We start from the raw sequence: 15,493 nt of genomic DNA, 5'->3' as shown, positions 1-15,493 counted from the left end.
GGACCCGTGGCGGACGTCGGTGGCTCCGGTTATCGTCGGCCCATGGACATCATCCTCGTACCAGGACTCTGGCTCGACGCCTCCTCATGGGACCCCATCGTGCATGCGCTGCGTGCGGCCGGTCATCGACCGCTCGCACTGACCCTGCCCGGTGTTGGTGCACCCGCATCCGAGTCGGCCGACATCGGCATGGCCGACTGGGTCGGTGCCGTCGTCGAGCAGATCGATGCTGCTGGTGAACCCGTCGTGCTGGTCGGCCACTCCGGCGGCGGCAACGTCGTGTGGGGCGCGGCGGACGCCCGACCGGAGCAGGTGCGGCGCGTGGTGTTCGTCGACACGGCGCCCCCTGCGCCGGACTACTCGATCAGCGAGTTCCCCGTCGTCGACGGCGTGGTGCCCTTCCCCGGCTGGGATTTCTTCGACGATGAGGACGTCTTCGATATGGATGCCGAGACGCGCGCCCGCACTGCGCCGATGACGAAGAGCGTCCCGGCGCGGGTGCCGACCGATCCGGTCTCGCTGACACGCGAGAGTCGGCACGGCGTGCCCGTGACGCTGCTGATGGGATCGCTCGACACTCAGGGCTTCGAGACCGTGATGGCCGAGTGGCCGGAGTCGGACGCCGAGTACCAGGCCATCGCCGACACCGAGGTCCTGAAGATCGGCTCGGGTCACTGGCCTCAGTTCACCGTGCCGGACCGGCTCGCCGAGCTGATCCTCGCGGTCGTCGAGTAGCGCGTCAGCGGGTCAGTGCCCCATGCCCAGACCGCCGTCCACGGGGATCACGGCCCCCGAGATGTAGGCCGCGTCGTCGCCGGCCAGCCACACGACGGTGCCTGCGACCTCGTCGGGTGTGGCGAAGCGCCCCGCGGGAATGCTCGCCTTGTACTGCTTCTGAGTCTCCTCGGGCAGTTCGGCGGTCATGTCGGTCTCGATGAAGCCGGGAGCGACGACGTTGGCGGTGATGCCGCGTCCGCCCAGCTCGCGGGTCAGCGAGCGGGCGAAGCCCACCAGTGCGCTCTTGGATGCCGAGTAGTTCACCTGGCCGGCCGAGCCGTACAGCCCGACGACGCTGGAGATGAGGATCACCCGGCCGAAACGCGCTCGCAGCATCCCCTTCGATGCCCGCTTGACCACACGGAAGGCGCCGCCGAGGTTGGTGGCCACGACGCTGTCGAAGTCGTCCTCGCTCATGCGCATGAGCAGCGTGTCCTTGGTGATCCCGGCGTTGGCGACCACGATCTCCACCGGACCGAGCTTCTGCTCCACCTCGGTGAAGGCGGCATCCACGGCCGCGGCGTCGGTCACGTCGGCGCGGACCGTCAGAGTGCCCTCCGGGCCCTCGCCGCTGCGCGCTGTCACCGCGACGCGGTAGCCGTCGCGGACGAAGCGTTCGGCAATCGCACGGCCGATGCCGCGGTTACCGCCGGTGACGAGGACGACGCGCTCAGCGCTCATGTTCGGGCTCCTGACTGGGGAAACGGACGCAGGCCATCCTACCGACGGTGACCCATTTGACAGCCTCGGCGGCGACTGGGAGCCTTCAGGGGAGCGCAGAGGGAGACACCGTGAGCAATCAGAACGACGACGGACGGTACGCAGCCGGATATGAAGCGCCGGTACCGCCCGCTCCCCCGCAGTACCTGCCGCCGCAGCCACCGGCCGCGTCGCCGTACGCCCCATCGATGCCCGAGCAGCCCACGCAGTCCCCGTACCCGACAGCGCAGTACCCGACAGCGCAGTACCCGGTCGCACCGTACGCGCAGCCGCAGCATCCCTACGCGCAGCCCGCGGCTCCTTACGCGCCCGTTTACACGCCGGTGCGCCCGACCAACGGGTCGGCGGTCGCCGCGCTGATCTGCGGCATCGTCGGGCTGTTCATCAGTCCGTTCATCGTGGTGTTCTTCATCCCCCTCGCCGTTCCGGTCGCCGCGGTCATCCTCGGCCACATCGCCCGATCGCAGATCAAGCGCGCACCGCACACCGGCGGATCGGGCATGGCGCTGACCGGTCTCATCCTGGGCTATATCCCGATCGCTCTGAGCGCCCTGGGCCTCGTGCTCGTGATCATCGGCTTCGCGCTGTTCGGCACCATGATGACCATGCCGGGAATGATGAGCTGAGCGCCGACCGACGGCATCCGACCACGCCCCACCCGGCGTAGGCTGGAGGCACTGTGAAACGTGCCCACGCCGCCCCCTCCGTCACCTCCCTGCCGCAGTCGCCGCAGGACGAGGCGACGCACCGCGTGCGTCGCTACGCGGTGACGATGGGCATCCGCACCGTGTGCTTCCTGCTGATGGCGCTGGTGCAGCCGGTCGGCTGGTGGACGTGGGTGTTCGGGGCTGCGGCGATCTTCCTGCCGTACATCGCCGTCGTGTACGCGAACGCCGGTGAGGACAGCACGCCGTCCAGCGTCGAGTCGCCGGTGCAGCAGATCGAGGCGTCCGCTGCCGCCGCACCGCCGCAGACCGACGACGCCGCAGCGGTGTTCACGATCCGTGAGCACGACGCCGGCGATGACCCGATCGATGAAGACCCGAAGGACGACGCGCGATGACGGAGGAGTTCGAGTGCGCACGCGCCGAGTGCCGGGCCGCGGCGACGCACCACATCGTGTGGCGCAATCCGCGCATCCACGACGCCGACCGACGCAAGATCTGGCTGGCGTGCGATGAGCACGTCGGCTTCCTCAGTGAATACCTGAGAGCCCGGGATTTCCCCGTCGAGGTGCATGAGGGGCTGCCCACGTGAACAAGACTCTTCTGCGATGGGGCTCATACGTGCTCGTCGCCATCGCCTTCGCCATCGGCTGCGTCTTCCTGTCGCAGTGGCAGTTCGACCGCAACGAATCGCGGGCGTCGCAGATCGCTCTCGTCGAGGAGAACTACGACGCCGACCCGGTGCCGCTCGCCGATCTGATCGCTGCGGACGGTGCGCTGGATCCTGCCGATGAGTGGCGGCCAGTCGTCCTGAGTGGTGAGTACCTGGCCGACGAGCAGCTGCTCGTGCGCAACCGTCCGCACGGCGGCACCAGCGCGTTCGAGGTGCTCGTGCCGTTCCAGGACGAATCGGGGCTGGTATTCCTGGTGGACCGCGGGTGGATCTCATCCGGAGAGAACCCCGCGCCCGAGGTCGTGCCCGCTCCCCCGGCGGGCGAGAGCACGGTCATCGTGCGGCTCCGCCCCGGTGAGCCCCTGCCGTCATCCGGTCGCAGCGCTCCCGAGGGACAGGTGCCGACCATCCATCTGCCCACAGTCGCCGAGGATGTGGACGCCGATCTGAGCACAGCGGCCTACGGCCAGCTGGTCTCCGAGCAGCCGGCGCCTGAGACCACGCTCGGCGGATTCGACAAGCCGACCGAAGATCCGGGGCCGCACCTCTCGTATGCGATCCAGTGGATCCTGTTCGCGATCATGGGCTTCGGATTCATCGTCTACGTGATCCGCATCGAGATCGTCAAGGCGAAGGAGGACGCGGGCGAGATCCCGAAGCAGCAGCCGCGCCGCCGACGCGACCGCGACGCCGACGACGAGGACGCCCTGCTGGACTCGGTCCCAGGCTGATCGACCCCGACCTGTCTGCTTCGCCGCGGCGGCTCCTCGGAGATCTGCACAACTGCGGACACAGCTGGGTTGAGCTCTCCGAAGTTGCGCAGATCTCCGGACCTGTGCGTCCCGGCGTTAGGTTGAAGACGTGCACTTGACCGAACCAACCGCAGCGCACGTGCGCTGTCTCGCGGCGCGCCGTGCTCTCGCGAACGCTTTCGAGGGTGCCGGGCTCGGACTGCGTCGCGGGGTGGTCGACGTGGCACCGGCATCGGATGCCTGGGCGCGCGCCTTCCGCGATGTGCATGCCATCCTGGCATCCGACGCTCCCGACTCGGTCGCCGCGATCGAGCACATCGGCTCGACCTCCGTGCCGGGTCTCGCAGCCAAGCCGATCCTGGACATCGCGATCGGCGTGCGGCCGGGCACGCTGCTCGCATCGCTCGACGAGTGGCTGACCGGGCTGGGGATGCTGCTGCGCGGCGATGCGAACGATGTGCGCCCCGACCGGATGTACGGCTATGAGCTGGAGCCGATGATCCGCCTCGTGAACGTGCACGTCTTGGAGTATGACTCGCAGGGCTGGCGCGACTATCTGACCTTCCGCGACCACCTGCGCACCCACCTGGACGCTCGCGATGCGTACGGCGCGCTCAAACGGGACCTCGCTCGTCAGCATCCCGACGACCGCCTCGCCTACATCGACGGCAAGGAGTCGTTCATCCTCGCCCGTCGCTGACCGGCACTCAGACTCACGACGAAGCGCCGCGCGACGGCACTCACCCGCGCATCCCTCAGGCCAGCTCGATGAGCTCCTGGTAGTCCTTGCTCCAGATGTCCTCCACGCCGTCGGGCAGGATCAGCACACGCTCGGGGTTCAGCGACTCCACGGCACCCGGGTCGTGCGAGACGAGCACCACCGCACCCTCGTAGTGCGCGAGTGCGCCGAGGATCTCCTCACGCGACGCGGGGTCGAGGTTGTTCGTGGGCTCATCGAGCAGCAGCATGTTGGCCGACGACACCACCAGGGTCGCGAGCGACAGGCGGGTCTTCTCCCCTCCCGAGAGCACGCCGGCGGGCTTGAGCACATCATCACCGGTGAACAGGAACGATCCGAGCACCTTGCGCGCCTCGGTCTCGGTGATGTCAGGAGCGGCCGACATCATGTTCTGCAGCACCGAGCGGTCGACGTCGAGGTTCTCATGCTCCTGGGCGTAATAGCCGACCTTGAGTCCATGCCCCGGTTCGAGCATGCCGGTGTCGGGATCGTCGACGCCGGCGAGGATGCGCAGCAGCGTCGTCTTTCCCGCACCGTTCAGCCCCAGCACGACGACCTTCGACCCTCGGTCGATCGCCAGGTCGACGTTGGTGAAGATCTCGAGCGAGCCGTACGACTTCGACAGGCCGGATGCCATCAGCGGAGTCTTGCCGCAGGGAGCCGGCTTCGGGAAGCGCAGCTTCGCGACCCGATCGACCTGACGCACCTCCTCGAGCCCCGAGAGCAGCTTCTCAGCACGGGCTACCATCTGGTGCGCGGCTGCGGCCTTCGAGGCCTTCGCACCGAACCGTGCGGCCTGCTGCTGCAGTTGGGTGGCCTTCTTCTCGGCGTTCGCGCGCTCCTTCTTGCGGCGCTCCTCATCGGCCACTCGCTGGCGCTGGTAGTGCTTCCAGCCCATGTTGTAGATGTCGATCATCTGACGATTCGCATCGAGGTAGAACACCCTGTTGACGGTCTCGCCGACGAGCTCGACATCGTGACTGATCACGATCAGTCCGCCCTTGTAGCCCTTCAGGAACTCGCGAAGCCACACGACGCTGTCGGCGTCGAGGTGGTTGGTCGGCTCGTCGAGGATCATCGTCTCAGCATCCGAGAACAGGATGCGCGCGAGCTCGATGCGCCGTCGCTGGCCGCCGGACAGGGTCTTGAGCGGCTGGTCGAGGATGCGGTCCGGCAGCGAGAGGTTGTGCGCGATCGACGCCGCCTCGGCTTCGGCGGCGTAGCCGCCGAGCGCCTCGAACCGCTCGGTCGCGTTGGCGAACTTGCGCATGGCACGATCGGCGATCTTCGGATCGTCGGATGCCATGTCGTGCGAGGCCTGCGCCATGGTCAGCTGGATCGAGCCGAGACCGCGGGCGTCGAGGATGCGCGTGCGGGCGAGCATCTCGGGGTCGCCCGTGCGGGGGTCCTGCGGCAGGTAGCCGAGTTCACCGGAACGGGTGACCTTGCCGTCCGATGCGAGCACGTCACCGGCGAGCACCTTCGTCAGCGTGGTCTTGCCGGCTCCGTTGCGGCCGACGAGGCCGATCTTGTCGCCCGCGGCGACACGGAACGACACGTCGGACATGAGCACGCGGGCTCCGACGCGGATCTCGAGTTCGTGCACGGCAAGCACAGCGGAGGTTTCCGTTCGTTGAGGGTGATGGGCGGCCGAGGGGCCAGCCTCTCAGTATATCCGCCGTCGCTCCGTTGGTTTCCCGCGCAGGGAATCACCCTGTGGAGTGATGCGGATGATACCCACGACCGATGTGCCGCCCGCCACCGCGCGCATAGCGTGCCGGAGTGGACATCATCAACGAGCTCATCCTGCAGGCGGTGACCTCGCCGTGGCTCTATCTCGTGCTCTTCGCGGTGACGGTGATCGACGGCTTCTTCCCACCAGTACCCAGCGAGACGGTGCTTGTGGCCGCGGCCGCCGTGCTGTCGGCGACGGGCGCGCCCGCACTCCTGCTGCTCGGTCTCGTCGCGGCGCTCGCCGCGGCCGTCGGCGACAACGCTGCTTATCTGATCGGTCGCCGGGCCGGCGTCATGTCATGGATGCGCCGACCACGCCCCGCCGCGGTGTTCGCGCGCGCTCGCAGCGCGCTCGACCGCTCCGGAGCCGCACTCATCCTGGGAGCGCGCTACATTCCCGTCGGACGTGTCGCCGTCAACATGTCAGCCGGTGCGCTCCGATACCCGTGGCGCCGATTCGCGCCGCTCTCGGTGCTGAGCGGTGTGTGCTGGAGCGCATTCAGCATCGCGATCGGGCTGGTCGCAGGGAGCTGGGCGCGGGATCAGCCGCTGCTGGCGGCCGCGCTCGGCGTCGGGATCGCGCTCGTGATCGGGCTCGTCGTCGATCGCGTGGCTGCGGCGCGTTCGCGTGCATCCCGGCGTCGCGCCGATGCCCGCGATGATGCCGGATTCACCGCGGACGACGGCGCGCAGCAGGATGCCCGCGACGTCGCGGTCGCACGCCGTGACGTCTCACGCCTGGCAGGATGACCCTATGCCCGTCCGCAGCCATCGGCCCTCCGCCCGCCAGGTCGGAATCCTGGCGCTCGCGCTGGCGAGCCTGACGCTGTTCAGCGTGCTGGTGCCGCTGCAGACCTCCGCCTATGGAACCGCGCTGCCGCTGTCTTTCCTGCTTAGTGCTGCGCTGTGCGGGGCGCCGCCGCTGATGCTCACCCACCCGCGTCTGGGCGCCCTGGCGGTGGTGGCCTCGACTCTGGCGCTCGGGCTGCTCGTCGACCCCGGTCTCGTCCGGTACGCCCCCTGGCCGTGGTCCGTGCCCGCGCTGCTGGCATTCCTACTGGCGGTCGGCGTCGCGACGTCGGTGCACGGGGCGCGCGTCGGCGCAGTACCGCTCGTGCTCGGCCTGTCCGGGTCGCTGATCACCGTGCTGCTCCGCCCGGCTGTCATCGATGCCGCAGACGTCGCCGCCTCGGTGACGGCGAATCTCATCGTCGCCGCTTCGGTCGCGGCCACCGTGTACGTCATCACCCTGCTGCTGGCCGGCCGGCTGCGGGTGGGCGCTGAGCTCGACCGTGAGCGCGAATTGTCGGCCGCCGAGCATGAGCGTCGTCTGCTCGTCGAGGAGCGCACCCGCATCGCGCGCGACCTGCACGACGTCGTGGCGCACAGCATGTCACTGATCCAGGTGCAGGCGTCGACCGCCCGCTACCGGGTGAGCGATCTGCCGGACGCCGCCGCGCAGGAGTTCGACGGCATCGCCGCGACGGCGCGCACTTCATTGACCGAGATGCGCCGACTGCTGGGTGTGCTGCGCACTGAGGACACCGCCGAGCGCGCGCCGCAACGGGGTCTGGCCGATGTGCCGGCGCTGGTCGATGGCATCCGCCGATCCGGCACGTCGGTGTCGCTGGAGCAGCGCACCGACGCCGAGGGGATTCCCGCTGGCGTCGACCTGGCCGCGTTCCGCATCGTGCAGGAGGCGCTGAGCAACGCTCTGCGCCACGCGGACGGTGCGCCGATCGCGGTGTCGCTGGATCTGGGCGATGGCGCGCTGCGCGTGCGCGTGCGCAATGCCCGTGGCGCCGAGGCGACATCCGGCGATGCTGCGCCGTCACCGACGACCGGACACGGTCTGCGCGGCATGCGCGAGCGCGCCGTCATGCTGGGCGGAACGGTGCAGGCATCCGCCACCCCCGACGGCGGCTGGCTCGTCGACGCACGCCTTCCCCTCGACACCCCCGACACACAGGAGGCCCTGTGACCATCCGCGTTCTCGTCGCCGACGATCAGGGCATGGTGCGCGCGGGCTTCGCCGCGCTGCTGGCCGCGCAGGACGGCATCGAGGTGGTCGGCCAGGCGGCCGACGGCGCCCAGGCCGTCGCGATGACCGCCCGGCTCGACCCCGACGTGGTGCTGATGGACGTGCGGATGCCCGAACTCGACGGCATCGCGGCGACGCGGCGCATCCTCGGGCCATCGTTCCCCGCGGCACGCGTGCCTCGTATCCTGATGCTGACCACGTTCGACATCGACGACTACGTGTACGACGCGCTCGAGGCGGGCGCCAGTGGCTTTCTGCTCAAGGACGCCCTCCCCGAGGAGCTCGTGCACGCCGTGCGGGTGATCGCCTCCGGTGACGCGCTGCTCGCTCCCAGCGTGACGCGGCGCATGATCGAGCACTTCGGCGCGCGCAGACCCCGCCCCGCGGTCTCGCGCCCGGCGCTGGCCGGCCTCACCGACCGCGAGCGCGAGGTGCTGACCCTCATCGGCCGCGGTCGATCGAACGCCGAGATCGCCGCCGAGCTGTTCATCGCCGAGCAGACGGTGAAGACCCACGTCGGCAAGGTGTTCCAGAAGCTCACGCTGCGCGACCGCGTGCACGCCGTGATCTTCGCGTACGACGCCGGACTCGTCGAGCCCGGCGGCTGACTGGCTCCCCGGTACGGGGTCTGACGACACCGCGGGGTGATGTGCGGCCGACGACCGCGTCCATAACCTCCTGACACATCGATCAGGAGGCCTCATGCCCATCATCGCCACCGGCCGCGACCACGCGGTCGATCTCGTCCGCTCACTGTGCGTGCTGGGGGTTATCGTGCTGCACGCCCTGATGGTGGGGGTCACCGTCACGGCCGGTGGTCCGGTGTTCGAGAACGCCGGCGAGAGCGGCGGCTGGCTGACGCCCACCAGTTGGCTGCTGCAGGTGATGCCGCTGTTCTTCGTGATCGGCGGCTTCGCGGGCATCACCGCCCTGCGCCGCGGCGGCATCGATCCTGCGCGGTTCGCCGCCGCCCGGCTGCATCGCCTGCTGCGGCCCGCGATCGTCGTGGTCGCCGCGGTCGGGGTGCTGCTGCTGGCACTGGCTCAGGCGGGGGTTCCCGCGGAGATCGTCGGGATCGCGGGCTACCGCTTCGGGCAGCCGCTGTGGTTCCTCGGCGTGTTCCTGCTGTGCCAGGCGCTGCTGCCCCTGCTCGCGCGCCTGCACGAGCACCGCCCGCTGCTGACCGTGTTCGCTCTCGCAGCTCTCGCAGCGGCCGTCGACGTAGCACGTGCGGTCACCGGTCTGGATGCCGTCGGGTTCCTGAACCTGGCGTTCGTGTGGCTCGCACTGCAGCAGCTGGGGTTCTTCCTCGCCGATGGGCGGATCGATGCGCTGTGCCGTCGCACCCGGGCGCTCGCCGCGGTCGCGTCGGTCGGACTGCTGGCGGCGTCGTTCATCAGCGGAGTGCACTCCCCCGACCTGATCGCGAACCTCAACCCACCCACGACCGCGCTGCTGCTGGTGGGCGTCGCGCACACGGCACTGTTCTCGCTGCTGCGGCCCCGGATCGCCGCGTTCGCGGCCCGTCCCGGACCGGCCGCGTTCACGGCCTTCGTGTCGGCACGCACGATGACCGTCTATCTGTGGCACATGCCGGTGCTGCTGGGTCTCGCCGGGGTGCTGGCGCTCGCAGCCATGGGCAGCGGAACGACGCTGCCGGAACCTGCCAGTGCGCAGTGGTGGCTGACCCGGCCGATGTGGCTCGCGGCGGCCCTCGGCCTCACGGCACTGCTCAGCCTGTCGCTCGCCCGCATCGAGGCGCACCGGCCCCGCACCGGGACTGTCGCGGGAGGCACAGTCGTGGCGGCCTCACTGCTCGCTCTGGTCGGCGTGATGCTGCTGCTCGGCGCCGGCACCTCACCCGTGACAGCCGCGATCGCGGTGCTTGCATGGCTCATCGCACTGCGCATGGTGCGCGGGACTCGGGTCGAGATCCGTGTGGCTGCGCCGGCGCGGAGACCCGTGATCGCGGCGGCCTGAGATCCCTCAGCGCGCCAGCCCGCGAGCCGCGAGTGCGTCGCCGACATCGTCGGCGTGCTTCATGGTCAGCACGAGCAGCGGCAGTCCGACCCGTGGCCCCATGCGCACTCCTCGGGCCCGCTGCGCGTCGCGCACCTGCTGCACGAAGCCGGCGAGCACCGGGACCATCGCGATCGTCAGCGAGATCGCCAGCGCCGCGGTCGCCGGATCGACACCCAGCAGCCGCAGCGGCTGCAGCACGCTCTGCAGCACGTCGAGCAGATCTCCCATCCGGGTGGTGCGCGTGACGAGCTCGGCGAGCAGGATCAGCGCGATCACCCGGCCGGTGTTCTGCACCGCGGTGTCGGGGCCGACGAACAGCCACAGGGCAGCGCCGAGCACCAGGATGAGCCCGCGCAACCGCCACCAGGCGCCACCCAGCAGCCGCCAGCCGAGACCGCTCAGCGGGTACAGCAGCGACACGGCCGACAGCAGCACGGCCGTGCCGATCACGCCCAGCGGGAGCAGCGACACGACCAGCGCCGCCGCTGCGAGACCCAGCAGCTTCGCCCCCGCGGGAAGACGATGCAGCAGCCCCTCGCCGGGCCGGTAGAGCGAGATCATGCGGGCATCCGGCGGTAGCGGTCGATGACCTCGGCCGGCTCGCCGATGGCATCCACCGTGCCGTCGACGAACAGCACCGCCTCATCGCAGCGCGCGGCCAGCTCGAGATCGTGCGTCACGAGAACCAGTGGAGCCTCCAGGCCCAACAGCAGATCGCCGATGCGGCGCGCGTTGTGCAGGTCGAGCAGCGTGGTCGGCTCGTCGGCGACGACGAGGGCGGGATCGGTGGCGAGCACGGCGGCGATCGCGAGCAGCTGTCGCTGTCCGCCGGAGAGCGCGGATGCCGGCTGGTCGCCCCGTCCGACGAGCCCGTACTGAGCGAGCAGTTGCTCCACCTTCGCGGGTCGTTCCTTCTTGGGGAGTGCTGTCAGCGACAGTGCGAGGTCCTCGGCGGGTGTCGGCATGAGGATCTGCGCCTCGGGGTTGGTGAAGACGAATCCGACCCGCGAGCGCAGCCGCGCCGCTTCGGCCACCGGATCCAGTCCCAGCACCTGCAGCGACCCGGCCGTCGGCGTGCGCAGTCCGTTCAGCATGCGCGCGAAGGTCGACTTTCCCGAGCCGTTCGCGCCGATGATGGCCGTGCGCCGTGCCGACAGGCTCAGCGTCACGTCGTGCAGGATGCGTGTGCCGTCAACGGAGTACTCCACGTCGCGGGCCGCGACGGCGGCACCGCTCGTCACGCCACCGACGGCGCGACCGGCGCAGTCGCTGCGGCCGCGGTTCCGCGACGCGTGAGCGCCTCGGGGAAGGCACGGGGGTAGGCGCGGTACAGGGCGACGGCGAGCACGGTGGCGATGGCAGCCTTGATCAGGTCGCCGGGCAGGAACGCGAGGCTCGACAGTGCCGTGAGGTCCAGCGGCACGCCGGTCACCCAGGCCTGCACGGGGATGCCGAAGAGATAGATCACCACGATCCCGCCGACGACGGATGCCAGCCCGGCACGCCACCAGGTGAACCGCCCGCTGTGCGCGATGAGTCCGATGACGACCACGCCGGCGATCCAGCCGATCATGTACCCGACGGTCGGTCCGACGAAGACCCCCAGCCCGCCGCGTCCGCCGGCGAGCACGGGCAGGCCGATCGCGGCCAGAGCCAGCACGATCAGGATCGACAGCGGGGCGCGACGCGCCCCCAGGACGAGCCCCGCCAGCATGACGCCCAGCGTCTGCCCCGTGATGGGCACTCCCCCCGGCAGCGGCACCAGCACCGTGCCGAGCACGACGATGAGCGCGGCGAACAGCGCGATGCGGGCGAGGTCGGCGCTGAGGGGGCGTCGGGATGCGGTCATGGGGTTCCTTCCGGTCCTGAACAGTGTTCACCTGAACGGTGTTCACTATACTGGGTGCATGGCACCTGCCCGACACGATCGCCACAGCGTCATCGACTGCGCACTGCGACTGCTCGACGAGGTGGGACTGCCCGATCTGTCGATGCGTCGCATCGCCACCGAGCTGGAGGTGCAGCCCAGCGCGCTGTACTGGCACTTCCCGCACAAGCAGGCGCTGCTCGCCGGTGTCGCCGACCGCATCCTGACCGCGGTGCCCGAGCCCGACCCCACCGCCGATCCATCGCAGGTCGCTGACGCGGTGCTCGACGCGCTCCTGACCTATCGCGACGGCGCCGAGGTCGTCATGAGCAGCTATGCACTGCGCCTGGGAACACCACGGGCGCAGCGAGCGCTCGCCGCCGCGCTGGGCGGGGCTCCCGACGTCGGGCCACTCGCGGACGCCGTGTTCGAATTCATCGTCGGGCACGCGATGCTGCTGCAGCAGAGGATGCATGCGCAGAGCATCGGCGCCGTCGAGCCCGACGCCGCCGACCCCACCGCGCAGTCGGATGCTGTCTTCGAGGCCGGCATCCGCGCGCTGGCCGGCCTCAGCGCCGTCCGTCGCCCATCCGCAGACCCGGCACGAGCGTGAGCATCAGCAGCACCACGGCGACCGCGTAGACCGTCACATACCCTGAGCCCAGCAACGGCAGCGCGACGAAGCCGAGACCGGCGATCGCCACCGCGACAGCCGAGCCGGTGGCATCCGAGATCGACAGCGCCGAGGAGTTGAAGCCCTCGTTGCGCGGCGTCGAGTAGGCCAGCGTCAGCACCGTCAGCCACGGGTACAGCAGACCCATGCCCGCCCCGGCGAAGCCCCAGCCCACGACGATCAGCCATGGCTGCGGCCACGCCACGATCACGAGCAGCACGGCGACCAGTGCGACGAGCATCAGCGCGAACGTGGTCACCATGATGCGGGTGCTCCCGATCCGCTCACCGTACCGTCCCTGCACGACCGAGGCACCCGACCAGCCCAGCGCCGCGAGAGTGAGGGCGAGGCCTGCGACCGACGGGGTGAATCCGTGTTCGTCCATCAGCAATTTCGGCACGTACGCCTCAGCGGCGAAGAATGCGCCGGCGATCAGTCCACGGGTGAGGACGACACTCGGCAGTCCCGGCGCTGCGCGCAGCGTGCCCCGCGGTACGAGAGGCAGCAGTGCGAACCCGATCACTGCGACGCCCAGCAGTGCGAGCGGCCCGCCGAACACGGGCGGCATGTCCGCCGCGAAGCCCACTGCCACCGCGCACAGTGCCACGACGACCGCCAGCATCATCCGCGTCGCGAAGCGTCCTACGACGTGCGCCGGGTCGTCGACCACCTCCGGCGTCGCCGGCGTGCCGTCGGCGTCGGTCGTCAGCGACACGCCCGCCAGACGCTGCATGACCAGCAGGAAGGCCGCCGCGACCAGCGCGGCGACGCCGAGGAATGTCCAGCGCCAGTGCAGGAACTCCGTGACGATGCCCGCCAGAAAGGGACCGATCATGGATGGGACCACCCAGGCGGCCGCGTACGCGGCGAAGATGCGGCCGTGCAGGTGCGCGGGATACACCCTGGCCACCACGACGTAGAGCGCCACGGTCTGTCCGCCCGCCCCCAGCCCCTGGATCAGGCGGCCCGCGATGAACACGTACATGTCGGTCGCGAGACCCGAGACCAGCAGCCCCAGGGCGAACAGCGCGACGGAGGTGTACAGCGCCGCGCGGGGGCCGCTGCGATCGCTCCACGTGCCGGAGGCGACCATGCCGATCACGCTGGTCGCGAGCGTGCCCGAGAACGCCACCGCGTACAGCGCTTCGCCGTGCAGGTCGGCGCTGACCACCGGCATCACCGTCGTGACGGCCAGCGCCTCGATCGCCGCGAGGAAGATCAGCACGACCGAGCCGATCGTGATGCCGAGCCGGGTGCGATCCCAGATGGTCTCGGTGGTGGTGCCGCTCACCTCGACGTCTCGCCGTCGGCGTCGCGCAGTCCGGCGATGCGCAGAACGGCTTCCGTGAGGATCTCGGGACTGGTGCCGAAGTTCAGCCGAACATGACCGGCGCCCTCCGTCCCGAACGTCGGACCGGCGTTCAGCGCCACCTTCGCCTCGCGCAGAATGCGCCGCGAGGGGTTCGCACCCCAGCCGAGCTCTGTGAGGTCGATCCACGCGAGGTAGCCCGCATCGGGCATCCGATATCGCGCCCCCGGAAGGTGCGTCGCCAGCAGGTCGGCGAGCAGCCGCCGGTTCTGGTCCAGTGTGCTCAGCAGGCCGTCCAGCCAGGTGTCGCTCTCGGGTGCGAAGGCGGCGACCGCCGCCAGCAGACCGAACTGGCCGGTGCGCCACTCGACCTCGACGGGGAGCCCGCGCAGCAGCGCTCGCCGCTCGGGCGACGCGGCGACCATCAGCGCGCACTTCAGGCCGGCGAGGTTGAAGGCCTTGCTCGCACTCACCACGGCGAACCCGACGCGCTCGGCGGCGGGGCCCGTCGACAGGAACGGGGTGAACTGAGCGTGCGGCTGCACGAGCGGCGCATGGATCTCATCCGAGACGACCGTCGCGCCGTGGCGGTCGGCGAGCTCGGCCAGCGCACGCAGGGACTCGGCGGAGTGCACCGTGCCGGTCGGGTTGTGCGGGTTGCAGAGCAGCACGGCACGGACGCCGGATGCCAGCGCCGCGGCGATCCCGTCGAGGTCGAGCTGCCAGCCGCCCCCCGTCTCACGCAGCGGCACGCGCTCGACGACGCCGCCCGCTTCGGAGACGAGGTCGAAGAACGGCGGATAGACCGGCGGGTTCACGATCACGCGCTCCCCGGGCTCGACCACCCGGCGCAGGATCTCGACGATCCCCATGCTCACATCGGCGGTGCTGCGCATGCCCGCAGGGTCGGGTGCCCAGTCGAAGCGTCGCTGGGCGAACGCCGTGTAAGCGGCCGCGAGCGGTGTGCGGGATGCCACGTACCCGGTGTCCCCGATCCGCACCGCACGCTCCAGAGCGGCGGTGATCGCCGGAGCGAGCGCGAAGTCCATCTCGGCGACGAAGAGCGGGAGCACCTCTTCGGGGTACTCCCGCCACTTCTCGCTCGTGCGCTCGCGCAGCTCTGCGAGGCTCAGGGCCCGGACAGGAGCAGTCATGCGTCCTCCGACGGTGACCCGACCTCGGGTCAGATGGCGAAACCGAGGGCGCGCATCATGTCGCGCCCGTCATCCGTGATGCGCTCGGGGCCCCACGGCGGCATCCACACCCAGTTGATGCGGAACCTGTCGACGACCGCGTCCAGCGCCTGGGCGGTCTGCTCCTCGAGCACGTCGGTGAGCGGGCAACCCGCGCTCGTCAGCGTCATGTGGATGACCAGTGCGTCGTTCTCGTCGTCCCACGACAGGTCGTAGATCAGTCCGAGGTCGACGACGTTGATCCCGAGCTCGGGATCCATGACGTCCTTGAGCGCTTCGGTGACGTCGTCGTACTTCTCGGGAGTGAGGGTCGCGGTCATGCCCTCAG

At 70.0% G+C, this 15,493-nt stretch carries 19 protein-coding genes; 11 read left to right on the top strand and 8 right to left on the bottom strand.

From position 1 onward, the window contains the following. The first annotated feature begins 42 nt into the window (after positions 1-42). The gene (locus WDU99_RS01440) at positions 43-735 is read left to right on the top strand and encodes an alpha/beta fold hydrolase (protein ID WP_337330652.1); all 693 of its coding nucleotides are present in this window, start codon (positions 43-45) and stop codon (positions 733-735) included. Between the two features lie 12 nt (positions 736-747). On the opposite strand, the gene fabG is transcribed toward WDU99_RS01440, so the two are convergent. Then, positions 748-1,458 (bottom strand): 3-oxoacyl-ACP reductase FabG, encoded by a 711-nt coding sequence (gene fabG / locus WDU99_RS01435; protein ID WP_337330651.1) that lies wholly within the window; start codon positions 1,456-1,458, stop codon positions 748-750. A 110-nt stretch (positions 1,459-1,568) separates the two neighbouring features. Between fabG and WDU99_RS01430 the strand changes: the two genes are divergently transcribed. The 5 genes from WDU99_RS01430 (at position 1,569) to WDU99_RS01410 (ending at position 4,287) form a co-directional block, all read left to right on the top strand. Continuing rightward, a complete protein-coding gene (locus tag WDU99_RS01430; protein WP_337330650.1) occupies positions 1,569-2,123 on the top strand; it encodes a DUF4190 domain-containing protein in 555 nt (184 codons plus the stop codon). A 53-nt stretch (positions 2,124-2,176) separates the two neighbouring features. Next, positions 2,177-2,560 carry a DUF3099 domain-containing protein gene (locus WDU99_RS01425; protein ID WP_337330649.1) on the top strand — a complete coding sequence of 128 codons (384 nt, stop codon included), beginning with the start codon at positions 2,177-2,179 and terminating at the stop codon, positions 2,558-2,560. Further along, the gene (locus WDU99_RS01420; RefSeq protein WP_337330648.1) at positions 2,557-2,754 is read left to right on the top strand and encodes a hypothetical protein; all 198 of its coding nucleotides are present in this window, start codon (positions 2,557-2,559) and stop codon (positions 2,752-2,754) included. The genes WDU99_RS01425 and WDU99_RS01420 overlap by 4 nt, the downstream gene beginning before the upstream one ends. Continuing rightward, on the top strand, positions 2,751-3,566 hold the full coding sequence (locus WDU99_RS01415) for an SURF1 family cytochrome oxidase biogenesis protein (protein WP_337330647.1): 816 nt from the start codon (positions 2,751-2,753) through the stop codon (positions 3,564-3,566). Before WDU99_RS01420 ends, WDU99_RS01415 begins: the two co-directional genes overlap by 4 nt. Before the next feature lie 136 nt (positions 3,567-3,702). Then, a complete protein-coding gene (locus tag WDU99_RS01410) occupies positions 3,703-4,287 on the top strand; it encodes a GrpB family protein (protein WP_337330646.1) in 585 nt (194 codons plus the stop codon). 55 nt (positions 4,288-4,342) lie between these two features. Here WDU99_RS01410 and WDU99_RS01405 read toward each other — a convergent pair whose 3' ends face one another. Continuing rightward, complete coding sequence (locus WDU99_RS01405) at positions 4,343-5,941, bottom strand: ABC-F family ATP-binding cassette domain-containing protein (RefSeq protein WP_337330645.1); 1,599 nt, start codon at positions 5,939-5,941, stop codon at positions 4,343-4,345. A gap of 167 nt (positions 5,942-6,108) precedes the next feature. On the opposite strand from WDU99_RS01405, the gene WDU99_RS01400 reads away from it, so the two are divergent. From WDU99_RS01400 to WDU99_RS01385, 4 genes are all read left to right on the top strand, one after another. Then, positions 6,109-6,810: a DedA family protein gene (locus WDU99_RS01400; RefSeq protein ID WP_337330644.1), complete on the top strand. Its 702-nt coding sequence runs from the start codon at positions 6,109-6,111 to the stop codon at positions 6,808-6,810. Between the two features lie 4 nt (positions 6,811-6,814). Then, positions 6,815-8,041, top strand: coding sequence for a sensor histidine kinase (locus WDU99_RS01395; protein WP_337330643.1), 1,227 nt, complete (start codon positions 6,815-6,817; stop codon positions 8,039-8,041). After that, complete coding sequence (locus tag WDU99_RS01390) at positions 8,038-8,709, top strand: response regulator transcription factor (RefSeq protein ID WP_337330642.1); 672 nt, start codon at positions 8,038-8,040, stop codon at positions 8,707-8,709. The genes WDU99_RS01395 and WDU99_RS01390 overlap by 4 nt, the downstream gene beginning before the upstream one ends. 94 nt (positions 8,710-8,803) lie before the next feature. Next, entirely contained in the window at positions 8,804-10,081 is a 1,278-nt protein-coding gene (locus WDU99_RS01385; RefSeq protein ID WP_337330641.1) for an acyltransferase family protein, read from the top strand. Between the two features lie 6 nt (positions 10,082-10,087). Here WDU99_RS01385 and WDU99_RS01380 read toward each other — a convergent pair whose 3' ends face one another. Genes WDU99_RS01380 through WDU99_RS01370 form a run of 3 tightly spaced genes read right to left on the bottom strand, consistent with a single transcriptional unit; the run spans position 10,088 to position 11,972 of the window. Continuing rightward, the gene (locus WDU99_RS01380; RefSeq protein ID WP_337330640.1) at positions 10,088-10,684 is read right to left on the bottom strand and encodes an energy-coupling factor transporter transmembrane component T family protein; all 597 of its coding nucleotides are present in this window, start codon (positions 10,682-10,684) and stop codon (positions 10,088-10,090) included. Beyond that, positions 10,681-11,364 (bottom strand): energy-coupling factor ABC transporter ATP-binding protein, encoded by a 684-nt coding sequence (locus WDU99_RS01375; RefSeq protein ID WP_337330639.1) that lies wholly within the window; start codon positions 11,362-11,364, stop codon positions 10,681-10,683. The genes WDU99_RS01380 and WDU99_RS01375 overlap by 4 nt, the downstream gene beginning before the upstream one ends. Beyond that, positions 11,361-11,972: a biotin transporter BioY gene (locus WDU99_RS01370; protein WP_337330638.1), complete on the bottom strand. Its 612-nt coding sequence runs from the start codon at positions 11,970-11,972 to the stop codon at positions 11,361-11,363. Before WDU99_RS01370 ends, WDU99_RS01375 begins: the two co-directional genes overlap by 4 nt. 58 nt (positions 11,973-12,030) lie before the next feature. Between WDU99_RS01370 and WDU99_RS01365 the strand changes: the two genes are divergently transcribed. Beyond that, positions 12,031-12,603, top strand: a complete 573-nt coding sequence (locus WDU99_RS01365) for a TetR family transcriptional regulator (protein ID WP_337330637.1) — start codon at positions 12,031-12,033, stop codon at positions 12,601-12,603. On the opposite strand, the gene WDU99_RS01360 is transcribed toward WDU99_RS01365, so the two are convergent. Genes WDU99_RS01360 through WDU99_RS01350 form a run of 3 tightly spaced genes read right to left on the bottom strand, consistent with a single transcriptional unit; the run spans position 12,560 to position 15,485 of the window. Beyond that, positions 12,560-13,954 (bottom strand): MFS transporter, encoded by a 1,395-nt coding sequence (locus WDU99_RS01360; protein ID WP_337330636.1) that lies wholly within the window; start codon positions 13,952-13,954, stop codon positions 12,560-12,562. The genes WDU99_RS01365 and WDU99_RS01360 overlap by 44 nt on opposite strands. Further along, positions 13,951-15,126 carry a MalY/PatB family protein gene (locus WDU99_RS01355; RefSeq protein ID WP_337330635.1) on the bottom strand — a complete coding sequence of 392 codons (1,176 nt, stop codon included), beginning with the start codon at positions 15,124-15,126 and terminating at the stop codon, positions 13,951-13,953. Before WDU99_RS01355 ends, WDU99_RS01360 begins: the two co-directional genes overlap by 4 nt. Before the next feature lie 29 nt (positions 15,127-15,155). Next, a complete protein-coding gene (locus tag WDU99_RS01350; protein ID WP_337330634.1) occupies positions 15,156-15,485 on the bottom strand; it encodes a metal-sulfur cluster assembly factor in 330 nt (109 codons plus the stop codon). Positions 15,486-15,493 lie beyond the last annotated feature (8 nt).

It is taken from the genome of Microbacterium bandirmense (genome assembly GCF_037204185.1).
Classification (GTDB): Bacteria; Actinomycetota; Actinomycetes; order Actinomycetales; family Microbacteriaceae; genus Microbacterium; species Microbacterium bandirmense.
Note: the sequence above shows the minus strand (reverse complement) of the source record. Positions and strands in the feature narration are given on the sequence as shown.